Origin of the sequence: Ponticaulis sp., assembly GCF_029210165.1 — a bacterium.
Classification (GTDB): domain Bacteria; phylum Pseudomonadota; class Alphaproteobacteria; order Caulobacterales; family Hyphomonadaceae; genus Ponticaulis.
Genome location: NZ_JARGNT010000001.1, coordinates 2,085,863 through 2,103,627 on the forward strand (window position 1 = coordinate 2,085,863; position 17,765 = coordinate 2,103,627).

At 56.2% G+C, this 17,765-nt stretch carries 17 protein-coding genes; 6 read left to right on the forward strand and 11 right to left on the reverse strand.

The features are described from left to right. Window positions 1–72: 72 nt before the first annotated feature. The 5 genes from trxB to carB form a co-directional block, all read right to left on the reverse strand. A complete protein-coding gene (gene trxB / locus P1U45_RS10145; RefSeq protein ID WP_301058952.1) occupies window positions 73–1,020 on the reverse strand; it encodes a thioredoxin-disulfide reductase in 948 nt (315 codons plus the stop codon). 72 nt (window positions 1,021–1,092) lie between these two features. Beyond that, a complete protein-coding gene (locus tag P1U45_RS10150) occupies window positions 1,093–2,097 on the reverse strand; it encodes a cation diffusion facilitator family transporter (RefSeq protein WP_301058953.1) in 1,005 nt (334 codons plus the stop codon). Between the two features lie 103 nt (window positions 2,098–2,200). Continuing rightward, window positions 2,201–3,280 carry a mitochondrial fission ELM1 family protein gene (locus tag P1U45_RS10155; protein ID WP_301058954.1) on the reverse strand — a complete coding sequence of 360 codons (1,080 nt, stop codon included), beginning with the start codon at window positions 3,278–3,280 and terminating at the stop codon, window positions 2,201–2,203. Beyond that, window positions 3,281–3,754 (reverse strand): transcription elongation factor GreA, encoded by a 474-nt coding sequence (greA, locus tag P1U45_RS10160; protein ID WP_301058955.1) that lies wholly within the window; start codon window positions 3,752–3,754, stop codon window positions 3,281–3,283. Between the two features lie 159 nt (window positions 3,755–3,913). Further along, on the reverse strand, window positions 3,914–7,210 hold the full coding sequence (gene carB, locus P1U45_RS10165) for a carbamoyl-phosphate synthase large subunit (RefSeq protein WP_301058956.1): 3,297 nt from the start codon (window positions 7,208–7,210) through the stop codon (window positions 3,914–3,916). Window positions 7,211–7,430: 220 nt separating this feature from the next. On the opposite strand from carB, the gene P1U45_RS10170 reads away from it, so the two are divergent. Both P1U45_RS10170 and P1U45_RS10175 read left to right on the forward strand, forming a co-directional pair. After that, entirely contained in the window at window positions 7,431–7,745 is a 315-nt protein-coding gene (locus P1U45_RS10170) for an REDY-like protein HapK (protein WP_293608443.1), read from the forward strand. 56 nt (window positions 7,746–7,801) lie between these two features. Next, entirely contained in the window at window positions 7,802–8,254 is a 453-nt protein-coding gene (locus P1U45_RS10175) for a DUF3291 domain-containing protein (protein WP_301058957.1), read from the forward strand. Here P1U45_RS10175 and P1U45_RS10180 read toward each other — a convergent pair. From P1U45_RS10180 to P1U45_RS10195, 4 genes are all read right to left on the reverse strand, one after another. Beyond that, window positions 8,251–9,072 carry a hypothetical protein gene (locus tag P1U45_RS10180; RefSeq protein ID WP_301058958.1) on the reverse strand — a complete coding sequence of 274 codons (822 nt, stop codon included), beginning with the start codon at window positions 9,070–9,072 and terminating at the stop codon, window positions 8,251–8,253. The genes P1U45_RS10175 and P1U45_RS10180 overlap by 4 nt on opposite strands. Window positions 9,073–9,155: 83 nt before the next feature. Beyond that, window positions 9,156–9,647 carry a GNAT family N-acetyltransferase gene (locus P1U45_RS10185; RefSeq protein ID WP_301058959.1) on the reverse strand — a complete coding sequence of 164 codons (492 nt, stop codon included), beginning with the start codon at window positions 9,645–9,647 and terminating at the stop codon, window positions 9,156–9,158. A gap of 3 nt (window positions 9,648–9,650) precedes the next feature. Beyond that, window positions 9,651–9,974 (reverse strand): hypothetical protein, encoded by a 324-nt coding sequence (locus P1U45_RS10190; RefSeq protein WP_301058960.1) that lies wholly within the window; start codon window positions 9,972–9,974, stop codon window positions 9,651–9,653. A gap of 15 nt (window positions 9,975–9,989) precedes the next feature. Further along, the gene (locus P1U45_RS10195) at window positions 9,990–10,982 is read right to left on the reverse strand and encodes an amidohydrolase family protein (protein ID WP_301058961.1); all 993 of its coding nucleotides are present in this window, start codon (window positions 10,980–10,982) and stop codon (window positions 9,990–9,992) included. 143 nt (window positions 10,983–11,125) lie between these two features. On the opposite strand from P1U45_RS10195, the gene mltF reads away from it, so the two are divergent. Further along, entirely contained in the window at window positions 11,126–12,700 is a 1,575-nt protein-coding gene (mltF, locus tag P1U45_RS10200) for a membrane-bound lytic murein transglycosylase MltF (protein WP_301058962.1), read from the forward strand. Here the strand turns inward: mltF and P1U45_RS10205 are convergent, their stop codons facing one another. After that, window positions 12,701–13,402 (reverse strand): MBL fold metallo-hydrolase, encoded by a 702-nt coding sequence (locus P1U45_RS10205; RefSeq protein ID WP_301058963.1) that lies wholly within the window; start codon window positions 13,400–13,402, stop codon window positions 12,701–12,703. Between the two features lie 121 nt (window positions 13,403–13,523). Here P1U45_RS10205 and P1U45_RS10210 point away from each other — a divergent pair, with 121 nt between their 5' ends. The 3 genes from P1U45_RS10210 to P1U45_RS10220 all read left to right on the forward strand — a co-directional run bounded on the left by P1U45_RS10210 (window position 13,524) and on the right by P1U45_RS10220 (window position 16,599). Next, window positions 13,524–14,423, forward strand: coding sequence for a M48 family metallopeptidase (locus P1U45_RS10210; RefSeq protein WP_301058964.1), 900 nt, complete (start codon window positions 13,524–13,526; stop codon window positions 14,421–14,423). Between the two features lie 92 nt (window positions 14,424–14,515). Next, window positions 14,516–14,701, forward strand: coding sequence for a hypothetical protein (locus tag P1U45_RS10215; RefSeq protein ID WP_022694891.1), 186 nt, complete (start codon window positions 14,516–14,518; stop codon window positions 14,699–14,701). After that, the gene (locus P1U45_RS10220; protein ID WP_301058965.1) at window positions 14,701–16,599 is read left to right on the forward strand and encodes a L,D-transpeptidase family protein; all 1,899 of its coding nucleotides are present in this window, start codon (window positions 14,701–14,703) and stop codon (window positions 16,597–16,599) included. Before P1U45_RS10215 ends, P1U45_RS10220 begins: the two co-directional genes overlap by 1 nt. Window positions 16,600–16,624: 25 nt before the next feature. Here P1U45_RS10220 and P1U45_RS10225 read toward each other — a convergent pair whose 3' ends face one another. Then, complete coding sequence (locus P1U45_RS10225; protein WP_301058966.1) at window positions 16,625–17,578, reverse strand: hypothetical protein; 954 nt, start codon at window positions 17,576–17,578, stop codon at window positions 16,625–16,627. Window positions 17,579–17,765: the final 187 nt, after the last annotated feature.

Genomic DNA, 17,765 nt, shown 5'->3' on the forward strand with positions numbered 1-17,765 from the left:
GGAATATCGCGTGAAGTATTATACCCTGTGTGGCAAAGATGTCGGCAATTTTATACCTGACGTTACGGAAGCTTACTGGTCTTCCAGCTCCGCCAGATAACGTTCTGCTTCAAGCGCGGCCATACAACCCATGCCCGCCGCTGTAACAGCCTGACGATAGTGCTCGTCAGTCACGTCGCCTGCTGCGAATACGCCAGGAATGTTAGTCGCCGTGGTGCCCGGTTTGACGTCGATATAGCCGCTGTCGCGCATCGTGACCTGACCCTGGAAGAGCTCGGTGGATGGTGCGTGGCCAATCGCAACGAAGACGCCATGCGCGTCAATGTCCGTCACTTCGCCGGTTTTGACATTCTTGAGCTTCGCGCCTGTCACGCCGAGCGGCATGTCTGTGCCGACAACTTCATCCAGAACGCTGTCCCAAATGACTTCTGTCTTCGAGTGTTTCATGAAGCGGTTCTCGAGGATTTTCTCACAGCGCAGGGAATCGCGGCGGTGAACCAGTGTCACTTTGGATGCGAAGTTTGTGAGGTAGAGCGCTTCTTCGACAGCCGTGTTGCCGCCGCCAATCACGATGACTTCTTTCTCACGATAGAAAAAGCCGTCGCATGTCGCACAAGCCGAGACGCCGAAGCCTTTGAACTTCTCTTCTGTCGGCAGGCCGAGCCATTTCGCCTGCGCACCTGTAGAAATGATAACCACGTCAGCGGTGAATTTCTTGCCGGAGTCTGTTTCCATCTGGAACGGGCGAACCTGCAGGTCGACTTTGGCAACCTGTTCTTCTTCAACACGCGCGCCCATCGCTTCGGCGTGCTCGCGCATTTTGACCATCAGGTCCGGACCCTGAATTTCTTTCTCGCCCGGCCAGTTCTCGACCTCTGTGGTGATAGTGAGCTGGCCGCCCGGCTGGTAGCCTGCGAGGACGAGCGGATTACGCATAGCACGAGCGGCATAGACTGCGGCTGTATAGCCTGCAGGGCCTGCACCAATGATGATTACGCTTTCGTGTTGAACGTCGCTCATGTCAGCGGTCTCCATAAATATCCGAAAGGGAGTTATGGGGATTTCCGAGGAGAGTTAAACCCCTCAGAGCGATCAACTGTGTGTATTATGGCTGTGATCGTGCTTTTCATGGCTATGACCGTGATGATCGCAGCCATGATCCGCCGCGGAGAGCGTATGGATATCGCACTCATCCAGCGGTTCGAGGTCCAGCTCGATCGTCGCATGGTCGATGCCGAATCGGTCCTTCAGCACCTCACGGACCGCAGGAATAAGATCCATAGCCGTGCCGCGGTCTTTTGGAACCACATGCAGCGTGATGAGGCGGTCCTGTCCGGTGAGGGACCAGGCGTGAATATGGTGGACGGCCGAGACGCCGGGCAGGGCTTCGACCACGCCTGCGGAAATGGCCTGCAGATCAACACCCGCCGGCGTGCCCTGCAGAAGAATGTGCGCAGACTTGCGGATGATCGGGAACGCACCTGCCAGCAGGATCAGCGCCACCAGAATAGAGAGAAGCGGGTCTGCCAGCGTCCAGCCGGTGGTATAGATGATGATTGCCGCAGCTACCGCAGCAACAGAGCCGAGCAGGTCGCCAATCACATGCATGAGCGCGCCCTGCATGTTGAGGTCGTGGCTATGGTCGTGTCCGCCATGGAGCAGCTTTAGCATGGCAAGGTTCAGAAGAAGGCCGATAACCGCTACCCAGAACATAATGCCGGAGAGAACAGGCTCAGGCTCCACGATACGGTGGACGGCTTCAACAATGATCCAGATGCCCAGCAGCAGGAGCAGAAGCCCGTTTACAAAGCTCGCCAGAACCTTGAAACGGGAGAAGCCGAATGTGCGGTTCACATCCGCCGGGCGACGCGCCAGCGCATAGCCGACATAGGCGAGCATCAGGCTGCCAGCATCGGTGAGCATGTGGGCTGCATCCGCCAGAAGCGCGAGCGACCCCGAGATCAGGCCACCGACAACCTCTGCGAACATGAAGGTAAAGGTGATGAGCGCCGCGATACCGACTTTGCGCTGTGCGTCCTGACCACCCGAATGGGAGTGGCTGTGTTCAGAATGTTTATGCAAGTGCAGGTCGCTCATAGCTGTGTCATAGCGCAGTATTCATGTAGCGAGAACATAAAAAATATTATTTTTTCAGTATGTTATACTGTATAATTTGAGAAATCAGTTCAGCTTCAAAGCGCTATCGCCTGTCGAAGTCGCCCTGACGGGCCTCTTTCGGGGCGTCGAACTTCGGCTGCGGGTAGCGCTTGATCAGCTCTTCGACAACGGCATCGGCAACGCGGTCGATTTCGCGAATGGCCGGATAGGTCCAGTGCTCGACTGTGCCTTCAAACCAGCGGGCTGCGCCGCGCTCGACCAGTGAATTGTGGAAGCGGGCAAACTTTTCGTTATGGCCTTCAAGCTTCGCGATATGCACTGGCAGGCCGAAATAGGCGGCCTCTGACAGCATGTTGGAGGAGTCTTCTGTCACGATGGCGACGTCAGACAGCAGAAGGTAAGCCAGATACGGATTTTCGCCGTCTGAAGGGCTTTCCCAGAAACGGGCGCCGACCCGTTCTGCAAAGGCGCGAAAGCGCACACGGGCATGCGTCGGCGTGCGGCGCGAACAAACAATGCGCAGGCGCGCGCCATTACTGGCAATGCCCTGAAGCTTTTGTTCCAGCTTCTCGCAGACGGCTTCCGTCATTTTATGAGATTTGGAATCCCCGCCCAGAATGACCGCGACTTTCATGCCGCGCTCGTCTGCCAGATCGGCAAACATCATTTGCGTGTCTTCCACCCTGTCGGGCGTGAAGTAGGCAGGTGAGCCAAGAATGTCGACGACGTTATCGCCGGACAGCTGGTCATGCTTTGGGGCGACCACCATGTCGAAATCATCCAGCGGCAGCTGCGGGTTCATCACATGGATGGCGAGCGTTTTGCCCTGAGAGGCCTGCCGGATATAGCGTGTAAAAGGCGCAATCTTGCGACCCGCGCCGATGAATACGGTCGGCCATGGTGCCTGGAATATGGATTTCTGGTCTTTTGGAAGGGCGCCCAGTGGTGACCACCACATGCTGGAGGGCAGAAGCGGCTGAAGGCCTTTCGGTGTCAGCTCAATCGGAGCAGACCGGTGGCCTTCGCCATTAATGTGCGCGATCTTCACCCAGCGATACATTTCGCCAAGCGCACGCGCAATCGCCAGGACCTGAGCAGCATTGCCAGCCCGGCCATCCGATGCGACCCAGACTGAAGGCCCGAGTGCACCGGACGTTTTCATTTAAATGAACTCTACCTTGAGGATCTCGTAGGATTTGGCACCGCCCGGTGCAGACACTTCCACGACATCATCAACGTCTTTACCGATCAGCGCACGTGCGATCGGAGAGGTCACAGAGATTTTGCCTGTTGCAACGTCAGCTTCGTCTTCGCCAACGATTTTGTAGCGGGACTCTTCTTCGGACTCTTCGTCCATAATCGTTACAGTCGCGCCAAACTTCACCGTGTCGCCGCTCAGGCGTGATGTGTCGATCACGTCCGCACGCGCGAGCTTGTCTTCCAGCTCAGCGACGCGGCCTTCGATAAAGCTCTGCTTTTCTTTCGCCGCGTGATACTCGGCATTCTCTGAAAGGTCGCCGTGTTCACGCGCCTCAGCGATCGCCGTAATAATGTTCGGGCGCTCTACTACTTTCAGATTCTTCAGTTCTGCCTCAAGAGCCGCATGGCCCTCGGCGGTCATAGGTATTCTCTGCATTCAGGAAATCCATCCGGTTTAGAAGTGAGAAGCGTTTCTCGCTTTTTGACGTCAGTCAAGACCAGCGCACTCGCAGACTTGTTGGAAAGTCCGCTATATCGCGCTTTAAACGCTTCCCCTGTTAAATTCAGCCAGCCCAGTTACCGGTTGCAAGCGCACTTAGGATTGAAGTGAGCGAACTTCAAGAGGTCGGGTGAGCAGGGCGTCAATCGCTTTCACGGCTGCTCGCGAGGCGGCGAGCGTTGTGAAGTAAGGTACGCGCTGCTTCAGAACGGTCTCACGAATGGATTGTGAGTCTTTCATAGACTGCGCACCCTCGGTCGTATTGAACACCAGATGGATTTCGCCATCCGTGATCATATCCACGATGTGACGGGAGCCTTCAGCCACCTTGTTGACGCGCTCTACATTCACGCCAGCCTCTTTCAGATAGCTCGCCGTGCCGCTTGTCGCGCAGATGGTAAGGCCGATCTCTTCAAGACGCTTCACCGCTTTCAGAACGCCCGGCTTGTCAGAATCCTTCACGGACACGAAGACACGGCCTTTTGTCGGCAGGTCTACGCCAGCAGCGATCTGCGTTTTCAGGAAGGCCGCGCCGAAATCATCATCCCAGCCCATGACTTCGCCGGTAGAGCGCATTTCAGGGCCAAGCACAGGGTCCACGCCCTGGAAGCGTGCGAACGGGAAGACAGCTTCTTTAACCGCAACGCGGCGCGGCTTGGCACGCTCGGCCAGTTCAAAGCTTGCAAGCGGAACGCCCGCCATGACCTTAGCGGCAATCGCGGCGATTGGTGCAGCAACGGCTTTCGCGACGAATGGCACAGTACGTGATGCGCGCGGGTTCGCTTCGAGAACGAAGATGTCTTCGCCTTTGACCGCGAACTGAATGTTGATCAGGCCGCGTACGTCGAGCGCCATAGCCAGCTCTGCTGCCTGCGCTTCAAGCTGTGAGATTGTGCTGACCGGCAGCGTGTATGGCGGAAGCGAACACGCTGAGTCACCGGAGTGAACGCCAGCTTCTTCAATATGCTCCATTACGCCAGCAATATGGACGTCCTTGCCATCGCACAACGCGTCAACGTCCACTTCAATCGCGTCAGCGAGATAACGGTCGCAGAGAAGCGGCTGGTCGCCGGATACATTTACCGCGTCACGGACATAGCGCTTGAGGTCGTCCTCATCGCGCACGACTTCCATTGCACGGCCACCCAGAACGTAGGACGGGCGAAGCATGAGCGGATAGCCGATCTTCTCAGCAGCCGCGATGACTTCCTCTTCGGTACGGGCAATCGCAGACGGCGCCTGTTTCAGGCCGATATCATCGAGGATTTTCGTGAAGCGCTCGCGGTCTTCTGCCAGGTCGATGCTCTCAGGGCTTGTGCCGAGGATCGGAATACCTTCTTCCGCCAGCATGCTTGCGAGCTTGAGCGGTGTCTGGCCGCCAAACTGTACAATCACGCCGAGGAGTTCGCCCTTGGACATTTCCTTGCGGATGATTTCCAGAACGGTCTCGCCTGTCAGCGGCTCGAAATAGAGGCGGTCGGAGGTGTCATAGTCTGTTGAAACCGTCTCCGGGTTACAGTTGACCATGATGGATTCAATGCCGAGGTCTTCCATTGCGAAGGCAGCGTGGCAGCAGCAATAGTCAAACTCGATACCCTGACCGATACGGTTCGGGCCACCACCGAGAATGATGACTTTCTTGCGCTCTGAAACCTCTGCCTCACATTCGGCTTCTGTCTGGCCGAACAGCGGCTGCTCATAAGTGGAGTAGAGGTATGGCGTTTTCGCTGCGAACTCTGCGGCGCAGGTGTCGATACGTTTGAAGACAGGGAAGACGCCTGCTTCGCGGCGCTTGCGGCGGATTTCCGTCTCAGAAGAGTTTGTGAGGTAGGCAATGCGTGAGTCCGCAAAACCCATGCTCTTCAGATAGGTCCAGCCTTCGGCATCAACCGGCAGGCCGTCAGCCATGAGTTTGGCTTCTGTTTCGACAATTTCGTTGAACTGGCGCAGGAACCAGAGGTCATAGTGTGATGCTTCATGGACTTCTTCAACGCTGAGACCGGAGCGCAGCGCCTGCGCAATCGTGCGAATACGGTCTTTGGTGCGTCGGGAGACAGCAGCCTTTAGCACGTTGCGGTCGTCATGCTGACCGAGGCCCGGAATGTCGATCTCGTTCAGACCATCAAGACCTGTCTCCATAGAGCGGAGCGCCTTCTGAAGCGATTCCTGGAAGGTCCGGCCAATCGCCATCGCCTCACCAACAGATTTCATGCTGGTTGTCAGGCTGTCGTCAGCGCCTTTGTACTTTTCAAAATCGAAGCGCGGGATCTTCGTGACAACATAGTCGATTGTCGGCTCGAAGCTTGCCGGTGTGACGCCTGTAATGTCGTTGTCGAGTTCGTCGAGCGTGTAACCGACTGCCAGCTTGGCTGCGATTTTCGCAATCGGGAAGCCGGTCGCTTTAGATGCAAGCGCAGACGAACGCGATACGCGCGGGTTCATCTCGATGACAACGACACGGCCGTCTGCAGGATTTACCGCGAACTGGACGTTAGAGCCGCCCGTCTCAACGCCGATTTCGCGCAGAACGGCAATCGATGCGTTCCGCATGACCTGATATTCGCGGTCGGACAGGGTGAGGGCAGGAGCGACGGTGACGGAGTCACCTGTGTGCACGCCCATCGGGTCAATGTTCTCGATAGAACAGATGATGATGCAGTTATCCGCTTTGTCGCGAACAACTTCCATCTCGTATTCTTTCCAGCCGAGCAGGCTTTCGTCGATCAGGACTTGCGCGACCGGAGACATAGCGAGGCCGGAACGGACATATTGTTCGTACTCTTCGCGGTTGTTCGCGATGCCGCCGCCTGTGCCGCCAAGCGTGAAAGCAGGACGGATGATGGCTGGCAGGCCGACTTCCTCGATCGCATCCATTGCCTTTTTGAGGCCAGTGATACGGTCATAATCTACGATACGGCCTTCTTCATTGCGGATTTCCGGTGCGCCAATGATCACAGCGCGCGGATTTTCCAGGCCGATCTTGTCCATCGCTTCGCGGAAGAGTTTACGGTCTTCAGCTTTGTTGATGGCTTCGGCTTTCGCGCCGATCATCTCAACGCCGTATTTTTCGAGGATGCCTGCATTTTCGAGATCCAGCGCACAGTTCAGCGCTGTCTGGCCGCCCATGGTCGGCAGGATCGCGTCCGGGCGTTCTTTCTCAATGATTTTCTCAACGAAGGCCGGAGTGATCGGTTCAATGTAAGTTGCGTCGGCCAGATCAGGGTCTGTCATGATCGTCGCCGGGTTGGAGTTTACCAGAATGACCCGGTAGCCTTCGCTCTTCAGCGCCTTGATCGCCTGGACGCCTGAATAGTCGAACTCGCAGGCCTGTCCGATGACGATGGGACCGGCACCAATGACGAGGATGGATTCGATATCGGTGCGCTTTGGCATTTACGGTCTCCGGCGTAACTTTTTATATGTCAGTGCCTGCTATCGGGCAAACGGCCCGCGTATATCCCTCGAGGAGAGTCGTCGCAAGAGGAATTGACCTAAAAAGCGGGTTTTCCTCTGATGTTTTCGGCGCTGCGGAAAATCCTTTCCGTGTCCCCTGATCAGGGGAAGCAAATTCACCCCGCTTTCTGTCATTCTCGAGCGAAAGAGGGAGATGAAAATGGTCCAGCTTATTCTGAAGTATAAACTGAAGACGGGTGTCGCAAAACCGGACTTTGAAAACTGGGTGAAGACAACAGACTACCCGAAAATGCGGTCTTTAGATCGCGTGAAATCCTTCCGGACTTTCAGGGCTGAAAAGCTGCTCATCGGTGAAGGGTCACCAAGCGTGGAATATATCGAGCTGTTCGAAATCCCCGACCTTGAAGGGTTTACCGCCGAGGATATGCCGGGTGATCTCGTTCAGAGTGTGATGGGAGAGTTTATGGGGCTGGTCGAAGCGCCGGAATTCATAATCGTCAGCGAAGTCGAGTAGGCGCTTGCAATCTGTGCGCGCTGCCTGTCTTTTACGAGACCGGCAGGGGGACACGAATGCCAGACTATCATCTCGCACAGATCAATATCGCAAAGTTTCGCAAGTCACGCGCACATCCGGATAATCGGGACTTTTACGCCGCCATTGAAAGCGTGCATAAAGCGGCCGATGAGCATGCTGGTTTCATCTGGCGCTGGACCGAAGATGATATGCCGGTGGCGATCCGTCAGTTCAGAAACCCGAAGATCACCATCAATATGACGGTATGGGAGAGCCTTGAAGCACTCGGTGCCTTCGCCTATCGCCAGAGCAATCACAAGACCGTCTTTGCGCGCAAGGATGATTGGTTTGAGCCGCTGCCGGTCAGCGTTGCGCTCTGGTGGGTGCCTGCCGGTCATCGGCCATCTATCGAAGAAGGCAAGGAACTTCTGGACTATCTGGAAGCGCATGGCCCGAGCGAACGTGCCTTCACCTTCAAAGAACGCTTTCCCGCGCCAGTCTCCGTTTAGAGATAGTCCCAGATATCGCGGTTCAGTGCGCCGCGGCGAATATCGGGCGCAGCATTGCGGGCGATGCGGAAGGCAGTATTCACCCGGCCGACATCGCCCTCGTAATACATGGACAGGCCAAGCTCGAAGGCTGCCTCACGTTGCTGGGGTGTGCCGTGATGGTTGGGGGAGTTGAAGGCATAGTCGCCAATGTCGAACATTGTGCGCGCTGCCTCTGAAAGAAGCCGCTGGCGCCTCCGGTCGTCAGTGACAAACTCGTCGGAGAAGAGCAGGCCAATCGCCCAGCCCGCCATCATGTCGGCCATCAGCTCCTGCGTCGGCACGTCGACATAATAGCCGCGTGAGAATTGGGCGAGATGCGCAAATTCGTGCGCGAGGATGGTGGCAATGCGTACCGTGTTGAGGTCATTCCCGCCAACATCAATGGCTTCGCGCCAGAGAAGCTCGCCGCCGAACAGAATTGTGCCCCGGCTGTAATTGCCGTTCAGCGTGCGGTTCATCGCGATTGCGTTGGGGCCTTGCCAGTCATCATAAAAGGCAACGTCCGGCACCTGACCTTCATCCAGACCAAATGCCACGGTCATCAACAGAACCTGATTTTCGAAATGGTTTTCGAAATTGCGATTGCCGGGGAAGGCGATGAGGTCATAGGGCATGCCGGACGCGTTTCCGGCAGCATACTCAACCGAACAGCCCATGCCGCCATCCAGATAGACCGTGCCTCTGTAATCAAAGTAAGGGACATCCGGCGTCGAGCCACATGCGGTGAGAACTGCAGCAGACAGAGCGGCAACAGAAATCGAGATCAGCTTGTTCATGGTGTCCCCCTGATGATTTTTCTTCAGGGCATGCCAGCGAAAATTGCTTTCAAGGTCAAGCTCGTGGCTGAGATTTCAGGCGCTCAAACCGATGGCCCGGTTTGAACGAGTGGCTTCGTCATCCGGTAGTTATGGAGGCACACATCTTCCAGCCAGACATCCTGTTTATGGGTGACCTCAAACCCGTACTTCTTAAAGAAACGCTTTGCCGCTTCAGAGGCCTCGGTGGACAGCTCGGCGATCCCTTTGCGGTGCGCCTCACATAAGAGCTCATCGAACAAATCATGCGTGACCTGTGTGCGCGTGACATCCGGACGGGCATAGAAGAAATCGATATGCCCGTCGTCGACGAGATCAATATAGGCAAGCAGTCTGTCGGTTTCAGTCACGGCAACCCAAGCAGACCGCGCTTCGAACTCGGTCTCGAATATGTGCTGAAACCTCGGTGCGCGGCGCGCCCATGCGTCAATCTGGGCGGGCGTGTAGAACCGCGAGGCGACGAGGCGCAGAGCATCATCGAACAGACCCGGAAGCTGGTCTGCATCCGCAAGGCGCGCACGCCTGATTGTAATCATATGTCACCTGCCAAACGGTGGAACGCCTGCGATCTTCCATGCATAGCTCAGAATGACCGCCGTCGTCGGTATGAGAAAATAAACCAGAATGGTGAGCAGGTTACCTTTCAGTTGCTCCAGAAATTTCTTATCGCCCGAAAAATCACCTACCTTAAACAACGCCATCATCGTGACGAAGGCGCAGCAGGCTAATATCGAACTTACAAGACCGCCCGCGCGTTCGCTGACAGTATAAATTGCATACGTTGCGGGCAGCAGAATAAGCGCCAGAAGAATGCTTCCCGTAACGTACAGTATTTGCTTCTGAGAGTTTGAATACTGAGACATATAGGTTTCGCAAAATCAAAGCTTGTAAACGCGGCGCGCCGTGCCGGAGAACATGGCGGTTTTCTCGTCTTCGGAATAATCAGCAGCCGTTTTCTTGAAGGCATTCCAGAGCACCGGATAGCTGATCGATGCCCGGTCTACAGGGAAGTTACTTTCGAACATGCAGCGGCTCGGGCCGAAATGATCGATCGCGTATTTGTACCAGTCGCCCTGATCGGCAACGAGTTGGTCTGAACTCGGCGGCGTTTCCTGCGCGCTATAGCCCCAGCCATTATCCGGCATAGCGAGGCCGCCAATCTTGGCGTGGACATTCGGGCAGGCCGCAAGCTCTGCAATGTCTGTCTTCCATTGCTCGAAGATTTCCGCGCGCTTGCCTTCAAACCGGCCCACCCCTAGCGGGGTGCCGAAATGGTCAAGGATGATGGTGGTGTCAGGCGCAGCCTGCGCCAGCTTTGTCAGGTCTTTGATCTGGAAATGGTAATTCCAGGTGTCATAGGTGAGACCGCGCTCGCCGAGACGGCGCACGCCTGCCTGAAAGTCTTCCATAAGATAGAGACCTGCGGGCTGGTGAGGCTTGATCACCAGAGCCGGATCATCGTCACAGGCACCGGCCTGACGAATACCGCGAAACCGCCCGCTGGCGGCCTGATCATGCGCGTCCAGCACTTCATCCAGAAGGTCGGAGCGCAGATCCGTGTGCGCGATAATTCCGGCGATCTGCGCTTTGGAAGGATCTTTGGCGGCATCGGTGGCAATACTCGCGACGCGTTCCGTCTCGCCGACAGGTTTGAGGTGATCCGGACCTTCTTTGTGATAAGACCAGCCGCACTCCATGAACATGGTCTGGACGACGTTATGGCCGGAGCTTGTGTCTTTCCAGAGCTGATCGAGCAGGTAATTGGCCATGGATGGCCAGTCCCAGAGGTGGTGGTGCGGGTCTACAATTTCCCGCTCCGGCTCGATAATGTCCTCTTGATGAGATGCCAGCCAGTCGTCCCGGTCAAACATGTGTCTCTCCCCTTATTTTTGTCGTTGGAAAAAGAGTTTCACAGTTTGAGGGGCGGGTGAAGATTGCGATGCGCAAAATCTCGTGAATGGCCCTGTCGGTTGAGAAATTTGGAACTTTGAACTTCGGGCCTCGTTATTTGGTCATGTCAAAAAAGAGAAAATCGGCAACGGGCTTCACACTCGGCTTTCTCGCAGCGTCCAGCGTGGCAGCCCTTTTAATCTTCTCCCAAACGTCAGACTGGAGCGTATCTTCACCGGTTGATGCGGTGTCCGCCATGCTCGATCCCGAGCCTGCCGGACCGCCAGTTTTGCACGGACTTGAAGGCATTCGCGCTGATGGTGAACTGGTTGTTCTGACAGTCGCCTCGCCAACCACGTTTCGCGATCGCGCAGGTATTGCGACGGGTTATGAGGTCGATCTGACGAGTGAGCTTGCAGAGGCGATGGGCGTTCAGGTCCGCTACAAGATTTACGATGATTTCAATGCCGTCCTTGAGGCCATTCGGAATGGCGAGGGACATATTGCAGCCCCAGGGCTGACCCAGCGTGAAATCAGGATGGAGCATGAAGAAGAGGGCGAGGTCATTTTTGGCCCTGCCTATAAGAATGTCCGGCCTGTTGCGGTTTGCAGCGGGGGCGGTCCGGCGCCCAATTCTCTTTCTGCAATGTCCGACTATGAAGTGGTCGCCATCCGCGACTCCGGCGCTGAGGCGACACTGGAAGTCGCTGCGCAATCGGTTGATGAACTGGACTGGCGCTCGGTTGACGGCATGACAGGCTATGGCCTGCTGACGGATGTGGCTGAGGGCGACATTGATTGCGCTATAGTAGATTCAAACGTTGCGCAGTTCGCGCGGCGACAATTCCCTGAGCTTATGCGATCCATGATGGTCGGTAGCGAAGATCGGCAGCTTGCCTGGGAAATCGCACCCCAGTCGCGTGATATATTGCCGTTTCTGAGCGACTGGTTTGAAATCGCTCATCAAGACGGGTTGCTCACCGAGTTAGACGAGCGTCATTACGGCCATCTCAACGAATTTGATTATGTCGATATCTCGACCTTCTACCGCCGTATCGAAACCCGCCTGCCGCAGTTCGAGCCGACCTTCCGCGATGCCGCGCGTGAAGAGGACCTCGACTGGACCATGCTTGCAGCACAGGGCTATCAGGAAAGCCATTGGGAAGCCGATGCACGCAGCCCGACCGGTGTGCGCGGCCTGATGATGCTGACACGCCCGACCGCACGTGAAGTGGGCGTGACGGACCGGCTGGACCCAGAGCAGAGCATTTACGGCGGCGCTGAGTATATGCGTCGCATCTATGAACGTCTGCCGGACGGTGTGAGTGGGTATGACAGGCTATGGATGGCGATGGCGGCTTACAATGTCGGCTATGGTCACTTGCTTGACGCGCGGACGCTGGCGCGTCGCCAAAATCTCGATCCTGACCGCTGGTCCAACATTTCGCGCACGTTGCCGCTGCTGACCGAGCGTGAATATCATTCGACCGTGCGTCACGGTTATGCGCGCGGCTATGAGCCCGTGCGCTATGTACGCCGCATTCGCGAATATGACGAGGTACTCACGTCAAATGTGGAAGGGCCCGAACGTCCTCCATTCCGTATGGATGATGCGGGGGTGCCAATTGCGCCGCCCGAACCAGCAACGCCGCTGCCTCAGGAGGTCATGAATGACGATCCCGAAGCGGACGCTGGATGATTATTGCTGTTGCTGCTGTTGTGCCTTCATCTGCGCGACAGCGCTGTCAGACACGAACGGATTGGTCTGACGCTCGTGACCGAAGGTCGAATGCTGGTTATGGCCGGGAATGAAGGTGATGTCGTCGCCCAGCGGCCATAGCTTTGTGGTGATCGAGTTCACCAACTGATCCAGATTGCCCTTTGGAAAATCCGTCCGGCCAATACTGCCGCGGAAGAGCACGTCGCCAACAAAAGCGATTTTGACCTCGGTGTTGTAGATCACGACATGGCCCGGTGTATGCCCCGGCGTATGGACGACGTTGAACGTGTAATCGCCGAGTGTCAGCGTATCGCCTTCTTCCAGATAGCGCGTTGGCACGACATTACGCGGGCCGTCCGTGACACCGTATTTCTGCCATTGCTCTTTAATGTCATCCATCAGCCATTGGTCGTCCTTGTGCGGACCGATAACCGGCGCGCCGGTCAGTTCGCGTACCTCATCAGCCGCGCCAGCATGGTCGAGGTGACCATGTGTGAGCCAGACTTCTTTGATGGTGACGCCGATCTCTTTTGCGACCTGCATGAGCTTTTCTGTCTCTCCGCCCGGATCCACGAAGACACCGTCCATCGTGTCCCGATCCCACAGGAGGGAGCAGTTTTGCTGGAAAGGTGTGACGGGAATGATTTGAAGGCCGAGCTTCGGCTCCTGGCGGTCAGTCATAGAGTATCTCCTTGGCCATAGGGATAGTCGCAACGGCGCAGACGTCAATGTGGTTCAAGGCTTCGCAGGTCATTCAAGCTGGTCTAAAACGTGAGAAGACAGATTCCCGGAGGGTAGGGGTATGCGCACACGTTTGCTGTTGATCGTCATCGCATTGGCAGGGCTGGGGCTCTACTGGTTCTTCAATCAGAAGCCGGTTGGCTATACCGAGCGCAGACAGGTTCTGACGACATCCGTTCAGCAGGAAAATGAGCTGGGCGCGCAGGCCTATGCGCAAATCCTCTCTGAGGCCGGCTCGAGCGTGATCTGCTCAAACCTCTCGCGCCAGTGTGCACCTGCTCAGGAAAATCTGGTCGATGTGGTGAGAGAAATTGGCGACGATCTGCGCCGCGCCGCCATCGCTTATGAGCGTGAACTCATTGCTGCGGGATATCCGGTTGAGCCGAAAGCCGAGAGCTTTGACTGGACATTCAACGTCATCCAGTCGGACCAGCCAAACGCTTTCTGTCTGCCGGGTGGCTATGTTGCCGTTTATACGGGCATGCTGGATGTCACAGGCAATTTCGACGGACAAGTAACGGCCGCCGATGTGATTGACCGCGATAAGCTGGCTGTGGTGATGGGCCATGAGATTGCGCATGCACTTGCGCGCCATGGCGGCGAGCGCATGTCTCAGGGCCGTATCTTGCAGGTTGGCCAGATGGCGATTGGCGTTGCCGCAGACAGCCGCGCTGTGATGGAAGCCTTTGGCATGGCCGCGCAGGCGGGTGTGCTTTTGCCGTTTTCGCGTCAGCATGAAACCGAAGCCGATAAGATTGGCCTCGAGCTGCTCGTGCGCGCTTGTTACGATCCGCGTGAAGCGCCGGAGCTCTGGCAGCGCATGGGTGAATTGAGCGGTGGGCAGGCACCGCCGGAGTTTATGTCGACTCACCCGTCATCAGACCGCAGAGCCGAGAATTTCGAGCTCTGGATGGCTGATGCGATTGCCGAATATCAGCGCCGTGGTTGCCCGACACTGTAATAGGTTCCCAAAAAAACTAATTTTATTCAGCAGTTCCAACCGGAACCTCTATGGGTGGTTGTCGTTTTCTTCTCCAGTTACGGAGAGCCAAAATGTCATCTTTCACGATATATGTTGTCGGATTTATAATTCTGATCGCTGGCCTCGCTTACGGCGCGGCTATGCTAGGTGTTCCAGCTCAATGGATCGCTGTTGTCGCCATCGCAATGTCAGGTCTCGGTCTGATTTCTGCGGTAACCCATACGCGCAAAAAGGATGAAACGGAGGCGTCGCAATAATGAAAGTCTTCCGTGAATATACGACCGCCCTGAAGGCAGGTGTCAGTGCAGCCGCAGTTATGCTGGCTGTCACACCGGCCGCATTCGCCAATCACCATAATGATACTGCTCAGACTTCGGTTGAGTCCCCCGTTCATGAAGCCAATCTTCAGATCGAGGTCGATTCCCGCATGGCTGGCGCGGTTCAGGACCTCTTCATTCAGGAAGACTTCGCAGAGCTGTTTGGCGCTGACGCCACCGAGGGTGAGCTGATGCTTGCACGCTCTGCCTATGCCCAGCGCCTGTTTGAACCGGTATGGACCTATGACGGCGTGGATGGACTGCTTGAAGCTGTCGCATCTGTCGGCCGCTATGGCGTCGTGTTGGGCGATGAAGACCGCCAACGTATTTCCATCCTTGCTGACCGCCGTTTCACGGGTGGTGACGCTGCAGACCGTGCGCGCGCTGATATTCTTCTGACGGCTGAATGGTTCGATCTGATGGCCCGCATTGGTGGCCCGCTGGAGAATATGGGTGAGGCGACTGCGTCTCAGACCAACGCGCCAGCACGTTCAGAGCTTGTTGTCCTGCTGGAACGCTCCGGTCAGGGTGATGTCCGCTCGAGCGCGGAACACGTTGCGCCGCAAGCCGCACAATTCCAGATGCTTCAGGCAGAGCTCGAACGCTATCAGATGATTGCAGCACGCGGTGGCTGGATGGCCATTCCGGATGCCGATGATGCACTTGAGCCTGGCATGACAGACGCTCGCGTTCCGGCACTTCGCGAACGCATGATCGCTGAAGGCTATTACACAGCGGGCGACCTTCTGGAGCGCACGACTGAATTCTTCGCCCAGAATGATGCGGTAGAAGCCGAAACCGTCAGCGTGACGACTGAAACAACACTCACAGAAGACACTGATTCAGACCTTGAAGCCGAAGCCGAGGCGCCAGATTTCAATGAGTGGTACATCACTTACGATGAGACGCTGGCAGATGCTGTAGAAGCGTTTCAGGAACAGCATGGCCTCGAAATTGATGGCGTGCTCGGCCCGAACACGCTGGAAGCTCTGAACGAGAGCGTAGGCTCCAAAGTCGACCGCATCCGCGCCGCGATGGATTTCTGGCGCGAGCAGGGCGATATGGGCGAACGTTTCGTCTGGGCGAACGTGCCATCTTTCACTGCCGAAGGCTGGGCGAACAATCAGCGCGAAATCTCTATGCGCGCTATTTTCGGTCTGCCATCCCGTGCAACGCCGATCTTCTCTGACGAGATTGAGTATGCGGTGGCTAATCCGCGCTGGTATGCGCCGGTAAGCATCGTATCGCGTGATAAAATTCCGCACATGCAGGAAGACCCGAGCTATGCGGCCCGTAACGGCTACACAATTGTAGACCGCGAGACAGGCAGCACCGTCGCGGCTGAAACAGTCGACTGGTATGCTGACAATGCCGGTTCGCGCTATCAGTTCATTCAGGCACCGGGCGATAACAACGCGCTTGGTGAGCTGAAGATTATCTTCCCGAACCAGCACTCTGTGTATCTGCACGGTACGCCGTCAGTGCACCTGTTTGACCGCGCACAGCGTGCGTTCTCTTCAGGCTGTGTCCGTCTGGAAAACCCTGTCGATATGGCGATGTGGGTGGCAGGCGACGACTTTGAGTCGATGGAAGACCTGCAAGAAGCGCTGGATGATAGTGAACTGCGCCGCGTGGACTTTGAAAACAATGTTCCAGTCCACATCACCTATGTCACGGTGACGGTTGCTGAAGACGGTCATGCCCGTTTCTGGCGCGATGTTTATAACCGCGAAAACTCTATCCGCATGGAAGAGCGCGTCGCTCCGCTGTGGGAGCCGCAGGATGAACCCGCTGCCGAGATTGCTCAAATGAGCAGCGTAGCAGCAGGCTCTCTGTAATCGGTAAATTTAACGGGGCGCGCTGTTACCAGCGCGCTCTGTATCCTCGTGCATCGATGTGTACGAATGGGCCGTGGACAGCATTTGCATTGTAGATACCAATGCCGCCATTCGGCCAGTTGGATGGGTCAGCTTCGGCGATCTCCCCTGCCAGTGACGCCAGCGCAACGGCATCATCACGTGTGACACGACCGTCACCGTCCAGATCATCCATCACACCATCCTGATCATGGTCGATATAGATGTCGGCTGCGTCACCGAAGAGGTGGCGCGAAGACGTCGTCGTATTGCCGATAGCTGCGTTATAGAACGGCGTGCGGAAGCCGGACATGACAAAGAAGGTATCAGCTTCCCAGCCACGGTCATTCGCCGCTTCGAGCAGGGTTTCCAGCTTTAGCAGCATGGATGGATCAACCATCAGGAAAACGTTCTCAAAGCCCGGCTGTTGTTTGCAGATGAACTGGCCAAGGCGGAAGTGAGGCGCAATCTGAATGTCCTCCATGCCTGGCTCCATATGAATGAAGCCGGTTGGCGGCACATAGCGCTCAAGGCCACGCAGCGGGTTCGGGTTGTACTCGCCGATGCGATAGCCCGAGAGATCATCGTCACGGCCGTTTTCAAATGGCGTCAGCACGAACACGTTGAGCAGGGCCGTTTCGCCATTTCGCTGGAAGTACAGCTCGTGGTGACCTGGCGTGTCGGGCGCTTTCCAGTGCCATTCACCGTCAATATTCTCAGTGACGCCGGACACAGCAAACAGATTTGCATCCGCCGAAATCGTCAGCGTTTCGCCCGGCATGATTGTGGCCGAGTTGATCGCGAGATCAGAGGAGACACCAGCAAATTCGATACGGAAACCGACGCGTGTAGCGTCCGCCCGGACCTGCGGTGTTTCAAATGGGATATTTTCGGAAGTCGGCGTGTTTTGCGACACAAATAACCCTGTCAGGGCTGCGATTGCGAAGTGCACGGGATTCAAAGCCTGTATCCTTCTGTTCTGAGGCGAGTCTGAGGTATGTTATAACTTACATGGGGCTTGCGAGGATTAATTTCAACAACTGCCTCTGGTGCCGCGAAGATGTAAGATTGCGCCTGTTTACCGGCAGATTTTGTCCGGAAAGTGACGAAACGCGGCTGGAAATCTGCCATTTGTCAGTTCACAACGG